This window comes from Alkalihalobacillus sp. NPDC127517 (genome assembly GCF_050276055.1).
GTDB lineage: Bacteria > Bacillota > Bacilli > Bacillales > Bacillaceae_D > Alkalicoccobacillus.
Map to the genome: position 1 here is coordinate 102,484 of NZ_JBNNQX010000004.1, position 16,264 is coordinate 118,747.

The 16,264-nt window shown below is 40.6% G+C and carries 22 protein-coding genes and 1 other annotated feature; of the genes, 7 read left to right on the top strand and 15 right to left on the bottom strand.

The features are described from left to right. Positions 1 to 63 precede the first annotated feature (63 nt). From ACQKKO_RS06275 to ACQKKO_RS06290, 4 genes are all read left to right on the top strand, one after another. The gene (locus tag ACQKKO_RS06275; protein ID WP_498645383.1) at positions 64 to 1,416 is read left to right on the top strand and encodes an MATE family efflux transporter; all 1,353 of its coding nucleotides are present in this window, start codon (positions 64 to 66) and stop codon (positions 1,414 to 1,416) included. A 69-nt stretch (positions 1,417 to 1,485) separates the two neighbouring features. Then, the gene (locus ACQKKO_RS06280) at positions 1,486 to 1,635 is read left to right on the top strand and encodes a hypothetical protein (RefSeq protein ID WP_498645385.1); all 150 of its coding nucleotides are present in this window, start codon (positions 1,486 to 1,488) and stop codon (positions 1,633 to 1,635) included. A gap of 102 nt (positions 1,636 to 1,737) precedes the next feature. Next, on the top strand, positions 1,738 to 2,973 hold the full coding sequence (locus tag ACQKKO_RS06285) for a DNA polymerase IV (RefSeq protein WP_498645387.1): 1,236 nt from the start codon (positions 1,738 to 1,740) through the stop codon (positions 2,971 to 2,973). Further along, on the top strand, positions 2,970 to 3,311 hold the full coding sequence (locus ACQKKO_RS06290) for a YolD-like family protein (protein WP_498645389.1): 342 nt from the start codon (positions 2,970 to 2,972) through the stop codon (positions 3,309 to 3,311). The genes ACQKKO_RS06285 and ACQKKO_RS06290 overlap by 4 nt, the downstream gene beginning before the upstream one ends. A 16-nt stretch (positions 3,312 to 3,327) precedes the next feature. On the opposite strand, the gene ACQKKO_RS06295 is transcribed toward ACQKKO_RS06290, so the two are convergent. The 3 genes from ACQKKO_RS06295 to truA all read right to left on the bottom strand — a co-directional run bounded on the left by ACQKKO_RS06295 (position 3,328) and on the right by truA (position 5,146). After that, positions 3,328 to 3,762, bottom strand: a complete 435-nt coding sequence (locus ACQKKO_RS06295; protein ID WP_498645391.1) for an N-acetyltransferase — start codon at positions 3,760 to 3,762, stop codon at positions 3,328 to 3,330. 235 nt (positions 3,763 to 3,997) lie between these two features. Continuing rightward, on the bottom strand, positions 3,998 to 4,273 hold the full coding sequence (locus tag ACQKKO_RS06300) for an AbrB/MazE/SpoVT family DNA-binding domain-containing protein (RefSeq protein ID WP_498645393.1): 276 nt from the start codon (positions 4,271 to 4,273) through the stop codon (positions 3,998 to 4,000). Between the two features lie 135 nt (positions 4,274 to 4,408). Then, complete coding sequence (gene truA, locus ACQKKO_RS06305; protein ID WP_498645394.1) at positions 4,409 to 5,146, bottom strand: tRNA pseudouridine(38-40) synthase TruA; 738 nt, start codon at positions 5,144 to 5,146, stop codon at positions 4,409 to 4,411. A gap of 139 nt (positions 5,147 to 5,285) precedes the next feature. Here truA and ACQKKO_RS06310 point away from each other — a divergent pair, with 139 nt between their 5' ends. Then, the gene (locus ACQKKO_RS06310; protein WP_498645396.1) at positions 5,286 to 5,627 is read left to right on the top strand and encodes a hypothetical protein; all 342 of its coding nucleotides are present in this window, start codon (positions 5,286 to 5,288) and stop codon (positions 5,625 to 5,627) included. 43 nt (positions 5,628 to 5,670) lie between these two features. On the opposite strand, the gene ACQKKO_RS06315 is transcribed toward ACQKKO_RS06310, so the two are convergent. From ACQKKO_RS06315 to ACQKKO_RS06330, 4 genes are all read right to left on the bottom strand, one after another. After that, positions 5,671 to 6,624, bottom strand: a complete 954-nt coding sequence (locus tag ACQKKO_RS06315) for a peptidoglycan recognition protein family protein (RefSeq protein ID WP_498645398.1) — start codon at positions 6,622 to 6,624, stop codon at positions 5,671 to 5,673. Between the two features lie 185 nt (positions 6,625 to 6,809). Beyond that, positions 6,810 to 7,673, bottom strand: a complete 864-nt coding sequence (locus ACQKKO_RS06320) for an aminoglycoside 6-adenylyltransferase (protein ID WP_498645400.1) — start codon at positions 7,671 to 7,673, stop codon at positions 6,810 to 6,812. Positions 7,674 to 7,758: 85 nt separating this feature from the next. Next, positions 7,759 to 8,364, bottom strand: coding sequence for a DUF2812 domain-containing protein (locus ACQKKO_RS06325; protein ID WP_498645402.1), 606 nt, complete (start codon positions 8,362 to 8,364; stop codon positions 7,759 to 7,761). Next, on the bottom strand, positions 8,351 to 8,683 hold the full coding sequence (locus ACQKKO_RS06330; RefSeq protein WP_498645404.1) for a PadR family transcriptional regulator: 333 nt from the start codon (positions 8,681 to 8,683) through the stop codon (positions 8,351 to 8,353). The genes ACQKKO_RS06325 and ACQKKO_RS06330 overlap by 14 nt, the downstream gene beginning before the upstream one ends. A 282-nt stretch (positions 8,684 to 8,965) precedes the next feature. Here ACQKKO_RS06330 and ACQKKO_RS06335 point away from each other — a divergent pair, with 282 nt between their 5' ends. Beyond that, a complete protein-coding gene (locus tag ACQKKO_RS06335) occupies positions 8,966 to 9,175 on the top strand; it encodes a hypothetical protein (RefSeq protein ID WP_498645406.1) in 210 nt (69 codons plus the stop codon). Here the strand turns inward: ACQKKO_RS06335 and ACQKKO_RS06340 are convergent. From ACQKKO_RS06340 to ACQKKO_RS06360, 5 genes are all read right to left on the bottom strand, one after another. Beyond that, on the bottom strand, positions 9,164 to 9,586 hold the full coding sequence (locus ACQKKO_RS06340; RefSeq protein ID WP_498645408.1) for an NUDIX hydrolase: 423 nt from the start codon (positions 9,584 to 9,586) through the stop codon (positions 9,164 to 9,166). The genes ACQKKO_RS06335 and ACQKKO_RS06340 overlap by 12 nt on opposite strands. After that, positions 9,583 to 10,458 carry a serine/threonine protein kinase gene (locus ACQKKO_RS06345; protein WP_498645410.1) on the bottom strand — a complete coding sequence of 292 codons (876 nt, stop codon included), beginning with the start codon at positions 10,456 to 10,458 and terminating at the stop codon, positions 9,583 to 9,585. Before ACQKKO_RS06345 ends, ACQKKO_RS06340 begins: the two co-directional genes overlap by 4 nt. A 123-nt stretch (positions 10,459 to 10,581) precedes the next feature. Further along, the gene (locus ACQKKO_RS06350) at positions 10,582 to 11,370 is read right to left on the bottom strand and encodes a hypothetical protein (protein ID WP_498645412.1); all 789 of its coding nucleotides are present in this window, start codon (positions 11,368 to 11,370) and stop codon (positions 10,582 to 10,584) included. Further along, entirely contained in the window at positions 11,363 to 11,881 is a 519-nt protein-coding gene (locus ACQKKO_RS06355; RefSeq protein WP_498645800.1) for a sigma-70 family RNA polymerase sigma factor, read from the bottom strand. Before ACQKKO_RS06355 ends, ACQKKO_RS06350 begins: the two co-directional genes overlap by 8 nt. A gap of 183 nt (positions 11,882 to 12,064) precedes the next feature. Next, positions 12,065 to 13,513: a SulP family inorganic anion transporter gene (locus ACQKKO_RS06360; RefSeq protein ID WP_498645414.1), complete on the bottom strand. Its 1,449-nt coding sequence runs from the start codon at positions 13,511 to 13,513 to the stop codon at positions 12,065 to 12,067. A gap of 200 nt (positions 13,514 to 13,713) precedes the next feature. Further along, positions 13,714 to 13,932, top strand: a binding site (T-box leader). Positions 13,933 to 13,973: 41 nt separating this feature from the next. Between ACQKKO_RS06360 and ACQKKO_RS06365 the strand changes: the two genes are divergently transcribed. Continuing rightward, on the top strand, positions 13,974 to 14,150 hold the full coding sequence (locus ACQKKO_RS06365; protein ID WP_498645416.1) for a hypothetical protein: 177 nt from the start codon (positions 13,974 to 13,976) through the stop codon (positions 14,148 to 14,150). 276 nt (positions 14,151 to 14,426) lie between these two features. Here ACQKKO_RS06365 and ACQKKO_RS06370 read toward each other — a convergent pair whose 3' ends face one another. From ACQKKO_RS06370 to ACQKKO_RS06380, 3 genes are all read right to left on the bottom strand, one after another. Next, on the bottom strand, positions 14,427 to 14,690 hold the full coding sequence (locus ACQKKO_RS06370; protein WP_498645418.1) for a hypothetical protein: 264 nt from the start codon (positions 14,688 to 14,690) through the stop codon (positions 14,427 to 14,429). 382 nt (positions 14,691 to 15,072) lie between these two features. Beyond that, positions 15,073 to 15,672: a peptidoglycan-binding domain-containing protein gene (locus ACQKKO_RS06375; RefSeq protein ID WP_498645420.1), complete on the bottom strand. Its 600-nt coding sequence runs from the start codon at positions 15,670 to 15,672 to the stop codon at positions 15,073 to 15,075. Positions 15,673 to 15,789: 117 nt separating this feature from the next. Beyond that, on the bottom strand, positions 15,790 to 16,245 hold the full coding sequence (locus tag ACQKKO_RS06380) for a DinB family protein (RefSeq protein WP_498645422.1): 456 nt from the start codon (positions 16,243 to 16,245) through the stop codon (positions 15,790 to 15,792). Between the last annotated feature and the right edge of the window lie 19 nt (positions 16,246 to 16,264).

The following is a 16,264-nucleotide window of genomic DNA, read 5'->3' on the forward strand; positions in this document are numbered from 1 at the left end:
GGCTACAAGGAAAACGTTACGAGTAATCGTGACGTTTTCCTTTGTGCCTATTGGAGTTGAATGATGTATCACGCACAAACCTATCAGGAAAAATTGAAATTATATACGTTAATTCTTTGGCCCATTATGGTCACTCAAATCAGCCTGCATGCGATGAATGTAATTGATACGATGATGTCCGGTCGAGCCGGTACAACCGACCTTGCTGGAGTTGCAGTTGGATCAAGCCTTTGGGCACCGATACTCACAGGTTTTAACGGTATTTTGATGGCTGTTACACCAATTATTGCACAGCTGCTTGGAAAGGGTGAGAAATCCTCTATTTCTCGATCCGTAATTCAAGCTCTTTATCTTTCAGTCGGGTTGGCACTACTTGTTTATTTGGCTGGCTTCTTATTTCTTCCTTCAATTCTGCAATTTATGAGTTTGGAAGCTGAGGTATCCCATGTAGCAAAGCATTACTTAATTGGATTGTCCATTGGTCTGCTTCCACTTTTCGCATCGAATGTTTTACGTTATTTCTTTGATGCGCAAGGACTTACTCGGATTACAATGACGATTTTACTTCTTACTTTACCTATTAATACGCTTCTCAATTATGGACTCATTTTTGGTAAATTGGGTTTACCCGAGCTTGGTGGAATTGGTGCTGGTTACGCAACCGGTATCACATATTGGATTATTTTCCTCTTAAGTGTGTTTATGACCTATTCCATTCCAACCATACGTTCCTTCTCGCTTTTCTCTACCTGGTTCAGGCCTTCTCTAAAAGCTTGGCGTGAGCAGCTTTCCCTTGGTTTACCAATGGGGCTTTCTATCTTTTTTGAAGCGAGTATTTTCTCGTTTGTTACTTTACTTGTCAGTCGGATGTTTGCAACAGATATTATTGCCGCCCATCAGGCAGCCTTAAATTTTTCGTCGCTCTTATTTATGATTCCACTTAGTATGTCGATGGGCTTAACGATTGTGGTTGCTTATGAGATTGGCGCAGGGCGTCTCCAAGACGCAAGACAGTACAGTCGAATTGGGATATCCGCTTCCATGCTTATTATTTCCATTGCATCCGTTATTCTGTTTTTTCTTAGAGAACCGATCTCATACTTGTACACGGATAATCCGAATGTCGTTCAGCTTGCCATGAGCTTCTTTATCTTTGCGATCTTTTATCAGCTTTCTGATGCTGCACAGGCTACCTTGCAAGGTGTACTTCGAGGCTATAAGGATGCGGCCGTACCGTTTATTATTGCCTTAGTGTCTTATTGGGGGATTGGGATTCCTTCTGGCCTGTTACTCGCTACTCAAACAGATTTAGGACCATTTGGTTTTTGGATTGGCATTATCATCGGATTAACGAGTGCAGCCATTGGATTTTGGATTCGATTGTCGATCGTCACCAAACGTTTCTCTCTATCGTAAAAGAATGAATTCCTTGTATTTGGACATAGTTGTATTAGGAACTTTTTTACGATAAGAGGTGGTTAATCAATGTGGATTCAATCAATTCTTTTTACCACACGCGGATCATCCGGCGTAGGCATGATGCCCATCGTGCTTGTTGCTGTTTCTGTTGGCCTGATGGTTATCATTATGGGTGCGCTTTTGATTTATCTTTCTCGCAAACGTCAAAAACAATAAATCTCCTTTTAAAAAGAACCCCAGCTGGTTCTTTTTTCTAGTTGTATAAGAACATTCATTCGCATATAATAAGAACATATATTCGCCAAGAGGTGAACGAGAATGAAGAAAGTCATTTTTTTAGTGGACATGGAAAGCTTTTATGCATCAATTGAGGTGACTAGAAGACCGGACTACCGAGGGAAGGCCTTAGTGGTGTCTGGTGATCCGAATCGTCGGAGTGGCGTGATATTGGCTGCTTCAAAGGAAGCCAAACGCTTTGGCGTCAAAAATGCCGAGCGTCTATGGGAAGCGCAACAAAAGTGTAGTGATTTAATTATTGTTCCGCCGCATATGCAGGACTATATTGAGGTCTCCATTGAAATCACGGCTATTCTTAAAACGTACACGGACTTAGTTGAACCTTATTCGATTGACGAACAGTTTATGGATGTGACCCATTCTCAGCGACTTTTCGGTTCCCCTCATGAGATTGCAAAAAAAGTTCAACAAGACATTTGGAAACAATGCGGAGTAAGAGCGCGTGTTGGCATTGGTGAAAACAAAATTTTAGCTAAGCTTGCCTGTGATCATTTCGCCAAAAAGAATAAGGAAGGCATCTTTGAATTGAAAGCTGAGGAGCTTAAAGAAACGCTTTGGCCATTACCTGTAGAAGATCTGTTTGGCGTGGGCAGCCAAATGAAGCGCCATCTCTATGACCGAGGCATTCGCACCATTGGGCAGCTTGCAGCGACTAAGGTGGAGTTTTTTAAGAAGCGATGGGGCATACATGGTCAAGTACTGTGGATGAACGCAAATGGAGTTGATTACTCTCCAGTCAAACTCTCCACGCATGATGGACAAAAAGCGATCGGTCACGGAATGACACTGCCCTATGATTATGCAACAAAGGCTGATATTCATACCGTGTTGCTCGAGCTATGTGAAGAGGTTTGTCAGCGCGCCCGTAAAAATCATGTACATGGATCAACCGTTTCGCTCAGTGTCTCAGGTGCAAGCTATGAAGTGCGGACAGGGTTTCATCGTCAGTTTACGATGCCCTATGCAACAAACGCCTCCCTCACCTTATATAGGTACGTTTGCCAGCTGCTCGACCGATTTTGGGATGGTCAGCCTGTTCGCCGGGTAGGCATTGCTCTGTCTAAACTATCTGATGGAGATGCTGTACAGCTAGATTTGTTTGACCACAAGCAGCAGCAAGAGGACCGGGCGCTTGGAGAAGCGATGGACCGAATTAAAGCACGCTTTGGCAAAACAGCCCTGCTTCGCGCCTCCTCTCTCCTACCTGCTGGTCAAGCGAGAGAGCGTGCAGCTAAAATTGGAGGACATTACAAATGAGTGATTTTTTAGAACGAGGCAATCTTTTATGGGAAGGCAGTCGAATGATGCTTCCTGAACACAAACAAGCCATTCGTGCGCAAAACGAGCGCGAAAAGCATAGTCCTCCCCCTGAGCTTGACGGACAAGAGTTAGAAGAGCTTGGAAGGGTTGCAATGCACTCCCTAACCCATTCTACCCCTGTGCACATTGTGTATTGGGAAGACGGATACGATTACAAACTAATTGCTACTGTAGAACGAGTAGAACCCCAGCAAAAGCAAGTAACCGTTCGAGAAAGTAAGGATACACGCAAAACCATTACGTTTAACCACTTAAAAAGCATCGAGCTCATTTAAAAAGGAAGAAGGCGACTTACTTAGCCGCCTTCTTCCATTCCATTACATATTCACGTTCACTTGTCGCATCGTCCATTTGTTCAAAAACAATCTGAAAGCCAGAACGTTTATAAAACTGAATCGCTCGCTCATTTTTCGCATACACCTGCAAGCTTAAAAACAAATACTCATTCTGTACCCAATCAAGTAATTGCTTCCCATAGCCCTTTCCTTGACGCTCTACATCTATAAAAAGTGCAGCTATTTGAGTATCCATTAGTGAAACAAACCCACAGATTTCTCCTCTACTTTCCAACACAAGCGTACGTGCTTGAGGTAGATACTCATTCTTCATTGCTCTTTGTTGCTCTCTCCAATACAGTTTGGCAATAAAGTCGTGAGCTTCAAAAGAGGCCGTAAGCCAAATTGAAACAAGTATGTCCATATCTGCACGCTGAGCCGGTCGGATCATGTGATTCTTCCTCCCCTTAGTAGTTTAATGATTGGCTTTTGGTCCTATCAACCATCTGTGCATCCATTCCCCCGTTCTGTCTATCTTAAATAGATCCATGTGATTGATTCTCTATTTACGTTTATATTTACAATCATACCATCTATGTTACCAAAAGGTTCTCCATCAAAAAAACGGTATAACACGACCTTTAAAAGGAACGTGTCATACCGTTTCAGAAGAGCTTAGCTGTGTTTTACTTCAAATACTCTTCTACTTTTTCCAGGACCTCTGAGGCTCCTTTTGGACTTAGCACAATGTTCCCATTTCCAAGTGAAATGTTTTGCTCGTTAATCTCACCTGTCAGCATGCATTGTGTACTTGGCGTATACTTCTTTAAAATAATTTCCTCGCCATTCACGTAAATCTCCATAGGATCTTTAATGTCTATATCTAAGGTGCCCCGCAGTTCCTTAGGAATCACAATACGGCCTAATTCATCAATTTTTCGAACGATACCTGTTGACTTCAACGTATGACCTCCTAGTCAATTGTCATCTCCTGTTCTATACCCCCTTTTTTCAAAAAATAATAGGGATACATGAAGATATTTTTGTGAACAACAAAAAAACGGGAAGATACCAATGTACCTCCCCGTTCAGCCCTCTTATTTAAATTCGATCGTCTCAAGATATAGCCCGTTTGCATCCGCAAACCCCGCGTGTTCCCGCTCTTTTGATTCAAGAATGCCAGGAATCGCTTTCGCTTTCATCTCGCCGGATCCAACTTTAATCAGTGTCCCAATAATTTTACGAACCATGTTGTATAAGAAGCCGTCACCTTTTATACGAATCTCCAACAAGCCATCCTTCGTTGAAAAATCAATCGACCGGATCGTGCGTACATTTGATTTCTTTTTTGATTTGGCATTAGAGAAGGCAGTAAAGTCATGTTCACCAATAAAATAAGAACTCGCCTGTTTCATTTGTTCCATGTTTAAAGGCTCCGCTACATGCATACTTAGCTTTCTTAAAAAAGGATGACTGTATGATTCATTCCAAATTTTATAGACATAGATCTTGTCCGCAGAATTGTAACGAGCATGAAACCGCTCATGAACCATTTCTACTTTCGTTACACTAATGTCTTCCGGTAGATACCGATTCAAATAATGTTGTAATTCATAAATAGTTACGTCCAAGTTAAGCTTAACATTTGCCACTTGCCCAAGCGCATGGACCCCCGCATCGGTTCGGCTACTACCGATGATCTCAATAGAATGACCCGCCATTTCCGTTAACACATTTTCAATTTTTCCTTGAATCGTATTTTCGCCTTTTCCAAGACGTTGCCAGCCTTTATAACGTGTTCCGTCATACTGAATTGTGAGCTTAAAATTCTTCATTCAAAATCTCCTTCATTTCCAAACATAAATATAGAACTCCTTACATCCTACCACAAATGAGTACATGATGTTCAAAACGGTTGAGAGCTTAGAACAAGTATGAGATGATAAGGACGACTTTTTTGTAAGGAGAAATCTTATGAAACGCTTAAAATGGGGAGTACTACTAGCCATTGTTATTGTTATACTAACGACTTACGTGTATGTAAATGGAAATCCATATACTCACTATCAACTAAAGCAAGCTGTGACAGAACATTTTAACAAAGATGGGGCTTCACGCATGCAGAACATTCACATGACCTCGATGTACGACCGTGAAGCAGAGAAATACCCCTACTTTTTAGAAATCTATCTAGATTTGAACGGTATTCATGGAGATTATCACTATTACATTTATGAGGATGAGCAAGTAAAAGCGACAAAAGCATTTAGTGAACCATTAGAAAATATCGATAACCATGAATTATTTACTGATTAAGAAAAAAGGCCTGAGAATGAGCTCAGGTCTTTTTTAGGTAAAGCTATGAGCGTAACAGTCTCTCCCACGTATTTGGCCCTGCGATCCCGTCTACTACAATGCCTGCGCTACGCTGGAATGTACGTACTGCGGCATCCGTTGCCGGGCCAAATGCTCCGTCCACAGCAATTCGTGCGCCTTTTGTGTTTAAAGCTGATTGCAACAAACGAACCCACCATTGATGAGTAGAGTTTCTTCGAAGTGTATTCGCAGCACGCTTACTAACCGGTCCAAATATCCCATCAATGTTGACCCCAGCAAAATATTGGTACACACGAACAAGCGCCACGCGTGTTCTTGGGCCAGTCATTCCATCCACAACTAGAGGTGTAAACGACGCTTTGTTCGGATAGTCGCGCGAGTTTAGAAATGATTGTGCATTAGCAATAAACTGATTCACAACTGGCTTTGGCGCAGGTGTTGGTGTTGGACTTGGTGTTGGTGTTGGTGTCGGTGCTGGAACTTGCACCCCGCCCGTTTGTGGGCCTGATTGAACAGTTTGGATAAGTCGCTTATAGTCCTCCCACTCATTTAACAAGCGAGCCGGACAGTTTTTACCAGTCCAGTGCTTATGAGTCACTACTCTTGATAATGGAATATTTAAGTTTTTCATTAATCGCTGAACAAGCCATGCTGCATTTTCTTTTGCCTTTTGAAAATTCCCATCAGAATTCACGCAAAGCTCAATTCCGATCGACTGACTGTTTCCATCTGGCCCCGCATGCCATGCGACTTCGTTTACTGGAAGATGCTGAATGATTTGTGTGTCATCTACAGTGTAATGCCATGAAACAGAACGAGATCTCGCATCGGCCCCTTTTATATAGCGAGCGTGCACCTCTGCATTTGCTCCTGCATTCGTATTTCCCGTCTCATGCTGCGTGATGTACGTTGCATTTAACGCACGCCCAGGACGATTGCTTGCTGAGACAGGCAAAAAATCCATTTTAATATTCAATTAAATCCTTCCTTTCTCTCCTGTTTATGATCTAGTAAAACGAGTCATGGTTACTAGAAAGATATGAAGGGAACGCTTCACTCCATTCATAGAATATGCTTGGCCTATTTTTTTCGTTCGGGTGTTTGGAAGGGGTCGTTACTTATTTATATGAAAAAAGCCCTACATTTTTGTAGGGCTTGGCATTACTCAATATCTGACATACTATCTCGTTGAACCTCTTTGAGGTATGCGAAAACCTTATTCGTTTCCACAACGTGTTGCGTGTAGTCACATGCTGACGCTACCTCATTAGCGTAGGCAGCAAACTCCTCTAAAAGGACAAAGAGCGATGTCCATATTTCATGTGTTTCTAACCTCGGATACGTTCCACTAAAGCGCTTCCATTCTTTTTCAGATAAAAACCGTTTTAGATATTTTCCGTTCTTTCCGGTACTGAGCGAGAAATGAGTACGTATTCCTATTTTCCAATTCATCATCTGGATAAGCATGTCTCTCACAATCGATAAATGGTCATATGCATACGTTAGCTCCCCGCGCCATAACCCTTTTGCAACATAGGTCGCGACCCACCAGCATTCATTGCAGCAATCATCAAATAACTTTTGCGTCGGCGGCTGAACCCAATAGGCTTGGTCCGTTGATGGTGGTAGAATGGGTAGCTTCTGATCTTTATCTAGTAACAAGACAGCAAGCTCATCCCCGCCATTCCACGAGTCTGCCATCGACTGTGGCACAAGCGTCAAATCAATTCGATTCCCATCCTCAAACAACATGAGATAAGCAAATGTTCCATCGTCTAATGGCGGGATCAGGTCAATGGCTTCCGGTGTTTGCATCACAATTCGTTTGCCAAATTGATCAATCCAGCTTGGGTCTTGAATAAACGAGTATACGTCCGTTACAACGTACACAATATCATAATCTTGAAATTGGTCCTTTGAAACATTCGGATTTGTCCTCGACCCATTCATTCCAACAGCTCGAATTCGTTCGTCCTGGTTGGCTACATCTATTATTAGCTTTATCATTTCATCGGTTGATCTCATTTTACACCCTCCCATTTTTTAGATAATCGTTTGACTAAAAGGCTGGTAGGTGGTGGACCTTGAATCAGTTGCTTTTAACGTCGCATTATGCTGCCTCCTTTTCGTATTGTTTCTTGGCGCGTAGACCGTAGGCACCACATAAAAGAATGGTAATGATAATAAAATAAACAGCTAACCCTCTCATTAAGGCAAACGGTGTTTCAAATAGGAATGCAAACCAAAATAAGTTCCCTTCCATCTCCCATAGTCCAGGTGTTAAATACCAATTAACAGGGTTGATATTTCTCGGAAGCATATCAGCTATATACAAGATAAAAATTAAAGGAATGGAAATATAAAACTGAGTTAAGTATAAATCGGAAATGCGTTTATAGCGAGAAGCTTTTGACTGCTGATCAGAGAAGATATCTTCCGTAGCCCTCTCATCCATGCGTTCAAAATAGTGGTGACCGTTTCTTCTAGGACAAGGTAGCCTTCTCCACCCACTATCTTTGAACATGATTTCATAATCAATAAAATCAGCCTTACGTTTAAATTTACGATAATCTATTTTATAGGTTGTGTTTTTCGGTTCTCCCTTTTTAAATCGATAACCGAAAGAACGATACATCAATTGATATCCGCGACGCGCCATTTTATTTAACCATTGTTCTTCCTTCGTTAAATCAGTAAAAAATTTAAACCTCCTCATCTCTCTCCTCCTTTAACAACTGATCCGTCACTTGAAGCAACGTCCGCATCCGTTCTTGTTCCAGAGCAAGAATTTCTTTTCCTACATCAGTAATTTCATAGACTTTTCTGCGTCTCCCTTTATCCGGAACAAGCTCAATAAACTCAAGTTTTACCAAGTTTTCAAACGCTCCATACAACGTGCCCGCAGCCATACGCACTTGCCCTCCACTTAACTCCTCCACACGTTGCATGACTAAATATCCGTGCCGTGGTTCTAACAAAGAAAGCAAAATGTAATAAACTGTCTCTGTTAAAGGTAAATGTTTACTTCGTTTCATGGTGCCTCCTATACAGTTCAACTGAATAGTTTGAGTATATACAGTTGAACTGTATACGTCAATGATCTAATTAATTAAGAGTGGTGGAGATGGATGTATTTTGCTCTCAGCCCGATGTATTTCTAACTCTCGTCTCCATACACCCGAAGCCCAATCTCAACCAAAAAGAGACGTAGCAATTACTACGTCCTACTCCCATTCATCCTTTAATTTCCACCTTCCTATTGAATCGTTCAAACAACCCTTTTATACTTAAGCTAACAAGAAGTAGGAGGTAAGCCATTGAAAGTAACAAACATACTTTTTTTCATAATTGCACTTATGTATTTAGGCATCGTAGCTACAGTAACAGGTTCATTCCCTCCACTTTCACACGATCAACTAATGACGATTGCAAGCGCCTTGTTTCTAGCTGCACTCATTGTTCAATTTGTTCTGTTAGCTAAAGAGAGAAGTAAGAAAAGACAATCAGCAACCGAATTAAAACGATAGCTCACCATGAAAGGTGTAAGGAATTCCTTGATCCAAAAACCGCTCGATCCCTCCATAATGAGGGATTTTTTGATTTGCCTCTTCCAGACTCATCCACCTTGCTTGCTCGATGGTGGCGACATCGTGAATGTGGATGGTATCCGAAGTCGACATTAGCGTCGCTTTAAACGTGGTGAGAATGGCATGATGCTCTTCGATATACATTTCATTTACACTGACAACATCATTCACTTCGACTGTTAATCCGGTTTCTTCATACACCTCACGGACGCAAGCTTCAGGCAGGGTCTCAGTCCCTTCTACCCGCCCACCCGGTAATGACCAGGTGGGATGATTCATGTTTTTAACAAGTAAGACTTGATCACTTTGTTTGTTGTAAACAAAAACATAGACCACTTGAATACGTTTCATAAGCTCTCCCCCAGTGCTTGATTCCAAGATGTTATAAACGATTGAACCGTAGGATATCGTTCATCTTTGTTTTCAGAAACCGCCTTGCATGCGACCTTCCAAAGTGCGGCGCTTGCCTCCCATTTTTCAATGGATCGATCAAGTTCGCCTCCAAGCAGACAAAATGCAGTCGCCCCGAGTCTGAATACATTCGTTTGTTTGTCGATCAAAGCACCTCGATCAAATTCCTCCGGTGCCATAAATCGTTTGGAGCCAAACATGCGTCCCATTTCATTATGAACTGGCCCCAACTCATAGTAATCAATGTCACAAATGGTTGTTTTATCGTTTATAAAATCGTAGAGAATGCTTCCATCATAAAAATCAATGGCCATGTACTCTCGTTCTTCTACCAGCTCGTGAAATGTGAAGATGGCCGAGAGTGCGTTTAAACGTGTTTGCACTGGTAGTTGTTTAAAGCGATAAAAAGGAGAGTTCGGATGCTCATACTTTTCAGGCGGAGGAAAGGACCAGTGAGGGTGCAGGCACTCGCCCTCCTGCCAATCAAATACTACCGCGTATCCGTCTTTTAACTCAAAGTGCTCTTGAAGTGTAATGAGATGCTCATGAGCTAAAGTCTGGTAGAGTGGGACAGCTTGTTTTAAACGTACAACTGCTTGCTTTGGTTCACCATCAAAATGAATCGGTTTTGCGCCTGCATATTTAATAAATTGTTTCCGCCCGTTTCTCATTACACCGAAGCTAATATTACCTGAGTCCTGCTGATCAAACACATGACATACCGTTCCTAGCTTTTGCAACCAACTAAAATCATGCTTCTCCTTCAACTGAAAAGAGACTTCACCCATTTGTATCGTCACACCTTGGCTCATCCAGTCACTCCCTCACACTGTTTATATGGTTCATTTTACCAAAAAAGATTAGTATTAAACTAGTCTTAAAGACAAATAAAGACCTCACCCACCAACTATATGGAGAGCAAAGTCTGAAGTACCTTATTCATCTGGTATTTCGTCAAAATCGACTGAAGAACCATTTATTCTATGATAGTTACCAGTAGATCTAACCCTCTCTTTGAGATGATTCATGTCAACAGGAGTACTTGTTACATGATAATAGTTTCCAACTAGTAGATGTATACGGGTTTCGTACAAACTAAGCATAATCGGTGTGTCTCGATTGTTCTTATAAAATGTAATTAGAACGCCATTTTCTTTTGATACATCTCCACCCCATTCGGAATCATGCATTTTTTTAATTGAATACTGACTTAAAAAATCAATGAATTCATCCGCATCAGTAGCGTCCTTTGTTACGTAAACTTCATCTGAGGATACCTCAATGATCATCGACTCAAAGTTTGTGGAATGGTAGTTAAACAAACTGTCTAGTGGTTTCTCTTGATTCTCATTTATTGTTTTTACGGAAAAAAGAACAATAGGGATGAGAATTAATAATGTAGTAAAAATGATAAAGCTCTTTTGATCTCGGAGTACTTTAAATAAAAGATAACTTGAAAGCTTTTCAGATAAGAATGCTGTTAAAGGGATAACGCCTAAAAGATAAACGAAAATCGTTGTTAACGTGCTTAGAAGTCCTGTTTTCCAAGGTATATAATAGTAATAGACAGCTCCGTATGCATACGTATTGATCATCAAAAAAAGCAATAGAAATGTGTAAAATAGAAATTTTCCTTTTGCTTGGCTAATGCCAATGATACTTCTCTCACTAAGCTCTTTAGGGATTTTAATTTTATTTATTTCATCTTTTATGTTATTACTCATTAAAATCACCTCTTTCTGCGTTCTTTCTGAGCTTTTCTAATGCACGATAGAGAATGGTTTTTACAGTTCCTACCGATAAATCAAGTACATTTGAAATCTCGGAAAGTGTTAAGTCTTGATAAAAACGTAAGATGACCACGCTTTTCTCAGAGTCATTCAGGTGATCAAGTAAGTCTTTCAGAGTCATTTGTAAGTCTATATTTTCGTTTATATCTGTTGATAAGTGATCTTTCATATGATCTTCCATTTGAACTTCTATCTTTTTCTTTCTAAGTAAGTCTACAGAGGCATTTATTGCAATTCTAAGTAACCACGTTTTAAAGTATTTTGGTTCCTTTAGGTTTGAAACGGTTTTAAAGGAACGGTACGCCGTCTCTTGAACAACTTCAAGGGCATCCTCCTCGTTTTTCATATAGATAAAGGCCATTTTATATAGTTCCACCTCATATGCTTGAAAACATTCCAAAAAAGCCTTTGAATTGCCTCTTTGCGCTTTTTTGATTAATTTCACATTCAAGAACGTTGCACCTCCTACGTTCGATCACTATACATTAGACGTAACAGTCGGCCATTTGGCTTTAATTATTTAAAAATTTACATCTATCATACCATTTTATGTAATTAAACATGTTTATTATCAAAAAAACCAGACTCAGAAATAAACATCCGAGTCTGGTTTTAGTCATATTAGCTATTATCCATTTGTGATACGTCCAAGCGATTTAAGCAGTGTTGCACTTTTTTTGTTTAAGCCTTGATAGTTTACTTGAATCTCATTTGCTGTAAACATTGCTTCTAATCGATCAAGAGCTCCGACAGCAGAGTCATCCCAAATCTGAGAATGCGTGAGATCAATAAAAACCTCAGCAACTTTTTCTTCTGTATCAAATTGCTTCAAGAAAGGTGTCACTGAAGCAAAAAATAATGGACCTTCCACTTGATACAGGCGAGCATTTCGCTCACGATCTACGCTTTTGGTTACGTGGATTTTGGAGATCTTTGATGCGAAAAAGATCATACTGAGTAATACACCTGACAACACTCCATATGCTAAGTTGTGGGTCGTAAGCACAACCGCTACAGTGACAACCAACACAATCGCATCCGTCCGGGGTAATCGGTGCAGTGTGCGCAACGAACTCCAATCAAATGAACCGATTGCCACCATAATCATCACTCCCGTTAAGGCAGCCATTGGAATTTGGACGACCACATTACCTAAGGCAACAATCATAAACATGAGAAAGGCCCCTGCTACAAACGTAGACAATCTGCCTCTACCACCTGACTTCACATTAATCATTGATTGGCCAATCATGGCACACCCAGCCATACCTCCAAAGAATCCCGACACAATATTGGCCATTCCCTGGCCGCGGCTTTCTTTGTTTTTATTACTTGGTGTATCCGTCATGTCATCCAAGATATTTGCGGTTAGCAACGATTCAAGCAACCCAACAATTGCGAGTGCAAAGGAATAAGGGAAAATGATCCACAACGTTTCAAGATTTAAAGGAACATTTGGCAGAATAAATGTAGGCAAACTTTGGGTTAACGTTCCCATATCTCCTACATTTCGAACGCCAATGTTTAATGATAAAACAATAATTGTCACAACAACAATTGCTACAAGCGTTGAAGGTACCACTTTTGTTACATAAGGAAACAGGTACACGATTGCGAGCGTTACTGCTACAAGTAGATACATCACCCATGTTTCCCCAATAAAGTGTTGAATTTGAGCCATAAATATTAAAATGGCTAATGAATTTACAAAACCAGTCATCACCGTTCGTGGGACAAATTGCATCAGTTTTGCAAATTTACATATCCCAAAAATAATTTGAATGACCCCGGTCAAGATTGTCGCTGCCAGCATATATTCGATCCCATGTGACGAAACTAAATTGACCATCACAAGCGCCATCGCACCTGTTGCTGCAGAAATCATCGCCGTTCTGCCCCCAACAAATGAAATAACCACCGCGATACAAAATGACGCATACAACCCTACCATTGGATTGACCCCAGCAATAATTGAGAACGCAATGGCTTCTGGGATCAAGGCTAAGGCGACAACGATACCTGATAAGATGTCTCCTTTTACATTGCCAAACCACTGTTCTTTTAAGCTTCCAACCATATCTAACCTCTCTCTTTCTATGCATTTTACCGACCCTCGAGTCTCACGAAAGTCAATTAGTATCAAGAGAGACTTTTTCTTTTATCCGAATTTTACACAAGGTCTATTATAGGGCTTCTGCCTATTTACGCAAGATGTTTTTCTTTGGTTCGCTATTGACTTCATCTGAGGATGAATGTACGATAAGCTAAATTCATCAGACACATTCAATGACAAAGAGAGTAATTCAAGCCATGTAGTGAAGCGAGTTAGGGATAGTGTGAGCCTAATCAAACACGGTTGAATGAACCGCACTTTGGAGAAGTTTCCTGAAATAACGTAGGGAAATACGGGGAAGACACCTCGTTACAAACAGAAAGTGGTCATCAATGGATGGCAACTAGAGTGGTACCACGGGAAGCGATGCTCTCGTCTCTATTTTTAGAGGCGGGGGCTTTTTTATGTTGAAAGGAGAAAATAAATGATTAAATCACAGGTTGCAGCCGTTCTAACAAAAGCCTTAGATCATGCATTTCCACAGGAGGTCATTCATACTCTACTTGAAACCCCTAAACATCAGCATTTAGGAGATGTAGCAAGCATGGTTCCCTCTTTAAACACTTGTTCCAAAAATTCCGGGCACATTGTCGTAACCTAACCTCATTATGAAGCCTGGCGTAGTGTTTTGTTTTTCCTTCAAAGCGGCTCACTATGATTCTATGGCCATCAAGCTTTAATTCTGTGATGTACACTATATCGTTTAAAACCTCAACATCAATGTACTCTTCGCCTTTTTCTCTATCCATATTTTCGGTTTCCCCTTCTATCTGTAAAAGCAATTTCTCCCGCTTTTATTAATTGACGATACGCTTGAACCCTGGAATCGGCGCGTGACCTTTTCTACAAGGTTTAATAGGATTCCAAACACGAAGTCTTACAGGTTAATAATGTCTATAATCACTGTTACGATGAGAAAAAGAGGGAGCAAACTAACAACTATTGCTAATGCAAGACGATTCTTACCTTTTTGTTTATCAGCTTTATACGCTAGTTTGAGCGCTATTAATGTTGCAACAGAGAACGCAACTCGAAATATAATATCGTACCAAGGATTGGCGCTTCCAATTAATAAATTAATGATCATTGCCACTATAGCTATTGCACAAAATATAAGTGCAGCCATTCTAAACTTGTTCATAGTGATACCGCCTCCTGTATTATAGCTACCCTGTAAATAAAAAGTTCATTCTACAACTAAGGTCTATATTTAGAAGTCCATCTAATGTGGAATATTTTCCACCGGTTGTCTCACAAAAAAAAACTACCGCTTGCCAAGTGTAAGATCAGGTTCAAGAAATGAGTTACGAGTAAGATAAATGCACCTTTTGCCTAGTAAAAGGCAGACCTTTATCGTTAAGGTAACTAGCAATATCAGTCTGATTTGAGTACATAACTAAAGCGACACCCGCTTCCACCTTCTATTTCATTAAAACAAGACTGAAAAATTACTAAAAATCAATTAAAAAATGGCGAAAGATTCAATGATCGAATCTTTCGCCATTCGTTATTTAATCTAATTTTTATGATTCTGGTTCGGCCTCAATCACATCACCATTCTTGTAAACATTGTAGAATCCAACGGTGCCTGTTCCGCCACCATCAATTAAACTTTGACTTTGAGCTCTGAGTGAATAATAATGATTCCCTTCAGAATCTTCGTGCAAAACACCGTCTCCACTAAAAACGAGATCATCATTATCTAGTGCTTCTTCTGCATAATGAATCGCCGTTTCTAAGGGGAAAGAAACACTTGAATACTCAGACATAAACGCCATCCAAGTATTTACTCCTACTATTCCATCAGAAGCTAGCCCATGCTCGGCTTGATACGCTTGAACTTGCTCTTCTGTATGTGAGCCATACATACCATCCACATGCGTTTCAAAACCTACTTGACTGAGAGTAAATTGAACAAATGCAACTTCATTTCCTGCGCTATCAATGCTGCCTAGCTTTAACGTTGGTTGATGTTCGGCTGCAATATCAAGCACTGGCATTAATTCTTCAGGTAACTCTGATTCTTGAACGATTTGATCATCGGAAGCGGACACGTTTTGTAGTGGAAGTGGAGCTGTTACAAGCGCAACCGCTGGAACAATCGCTAACCATTTCTTCTTCATCTTGAACTCCTCCTAACAAATTGTCTTATTATATGGCTACCTTCTCCCCCAAAAGATAAACACGATCCTAGGTCGTTACACATTCTTTTAGATTCCACATCTCACAAAATCTATAGATCATACTCGTCCAACAAAATGAGCAGACACTGGGGTAAATCCAAGCTGTCTTGCCCAGATGGAGAGCTGTCCTATATGATGAATTTCATGAACAATGATGTGATGAATGATAGCGTCACCTGTATAAAACTCAGTCTCCCATGGGACTTTAATCTGTTTATTTTTGTAGAGGTCAAAGGGTTCATTTAGAAAATTCACATTCTCATTACGCAGATGTTCAGACAAAGAGTTGACCTTTTCCATTGTTGCATAATCCTTATATTCATAAACGACATCTTCTTTGCCTTGGATCCCGCGTATCCAGCTATGCTCCACTTCAACAATATGAAATAGAGTGTACAGTATACTTCCGGCGCCGCCACCTAGCTCCTTTTTTAATAGGTGTGGGGGAATTTGTTCACACCATTCAAACCACTCATCACGAACCTGCCAGTTATAGTTGAACAACTTCTTCATCGGATCATTCCTTCACATT

Coding starts and splice junctions, on each gene's coding strand:
- ACQKKO_RS06275 (WP_498645383.1), top strand. CDS start 64: ATGTATCACGCACAAACCTATCAGGAAAAATTGAAATTATATACGTTA.
- ACQKKO_RS06280 (WP_498645385.1), top strand. CDS start 1,486: ATGTGGATTCAATCAATTCTTTTTACCACACGCGGATCATCCGGCGTA.
- ACQKKO_RS06285 (WP_498645387.1), top strand. CDS start 1,738: ATGAAGAAAGTCATTTTTTTAGTGGACATGGAAAGCTTTTATGCATCA.
- ACQKKO_RS06290 (WP_498645389.1), top strand. CDS start 2,970: ATGAGTGATTTTTTAGAACGAGGCAATCTTTTATGGGAAGGCAGTCGA.
- ACQKKO_RS06295 (WP_498645391.1), bottom strand. CDS start 3,762: ATGATCCGACCGGCTCAGCGTGCAGATATGGACATACTTGTTTCAATT.
- truA (WP_498645394.1), bottom strand. CDS start 5,146: ATGAAGAATTTTAAGCTCACAATTCAGTATGACGGAACACGTTATAAA.
- ACQKKO_RS06310 (WP_498645396.1), top strand. CDS start 5,286: ATGAAACGCTTAAAATGGGGAGTACTACTAGCCATTGTTATTGTTATA.
- ACQKKO_RS06320 (WP_498645400.1), bottom strand. CDS start 7,673: ATGAGATCAACCGATGAAATGATAAAGCTAATAATAGATGTAGCCAAC.
- ACQKKO_RS06325 (WP_498645402.1), bottom strand. CDS start 8,364: ATGAGGAGGTTTAAATTTTTTACTGATTTAACGAAGGAAGAACAATGG.
- ACQKKO_RS06330 (WP_498645404.1), bottom strand. CDS start 8,683: ATGAAACGAAGTAAACATTTACCTTTAACAGAGACAGTTTATTACATT.
- ACQKKO_RS06340 (WP_498645408.1), bottom strand. CDS start 9,586: ATGAAACGTATTCAAGTGGTCTATGTTTTTGTTTACAACAAACAAAGT.
- ACQKKO_RS06345 (WP_498645410.1), bottom strand. CDS start 10,458: ATGAGCCAAGGTGTGACGATACAAATGGGTGAAGTCTCTTTTCAGTTG.
- ACQKKO_RS06350 (WP_498645412.1), bottom strand. CDS start 11,370: ATGAGTAATAACATAAAAGATGAAATAAATAAAATTAAAATCCCTAAA.
- ACQKKO_RS06360 (WP_498645414.1), bottom strand. CDS start 13,513: ATGGTTGGAAGCTTAAAAGAACAGTGGTTTGGCAATGTAAAAGGAGAC.
- ACQKKO_RS06365 (WP_498645416.1), top strand. CDS start 13,974: ATGATTAAATCACAGGTTGCAGCCGTTCTAACAAAAGCCTTAGATCAT.
- ACQKKO_RS06370 (WP_498645418.1), bottom strand. CDS start 14,690: ATGAACAAGTTTAGAATGGCTGCACTTATATTTTGTGCAATAGCTATA.
- ACQKKO_RS06375 (WP_498645420.1), bottom strand. CDS start 15,672: ATGAAGAAGAAATGGTTAGCGATTGTTCCAGCGGTTGCGCTTGTAACA.
- ACQKKO_RS06380 (WP_498645422.1), bottom strand. CDS start 16,245: ATGAAGAAGTTGTTCAACTATAACTGGCAGGTTCGTGATGAGTGGTTT.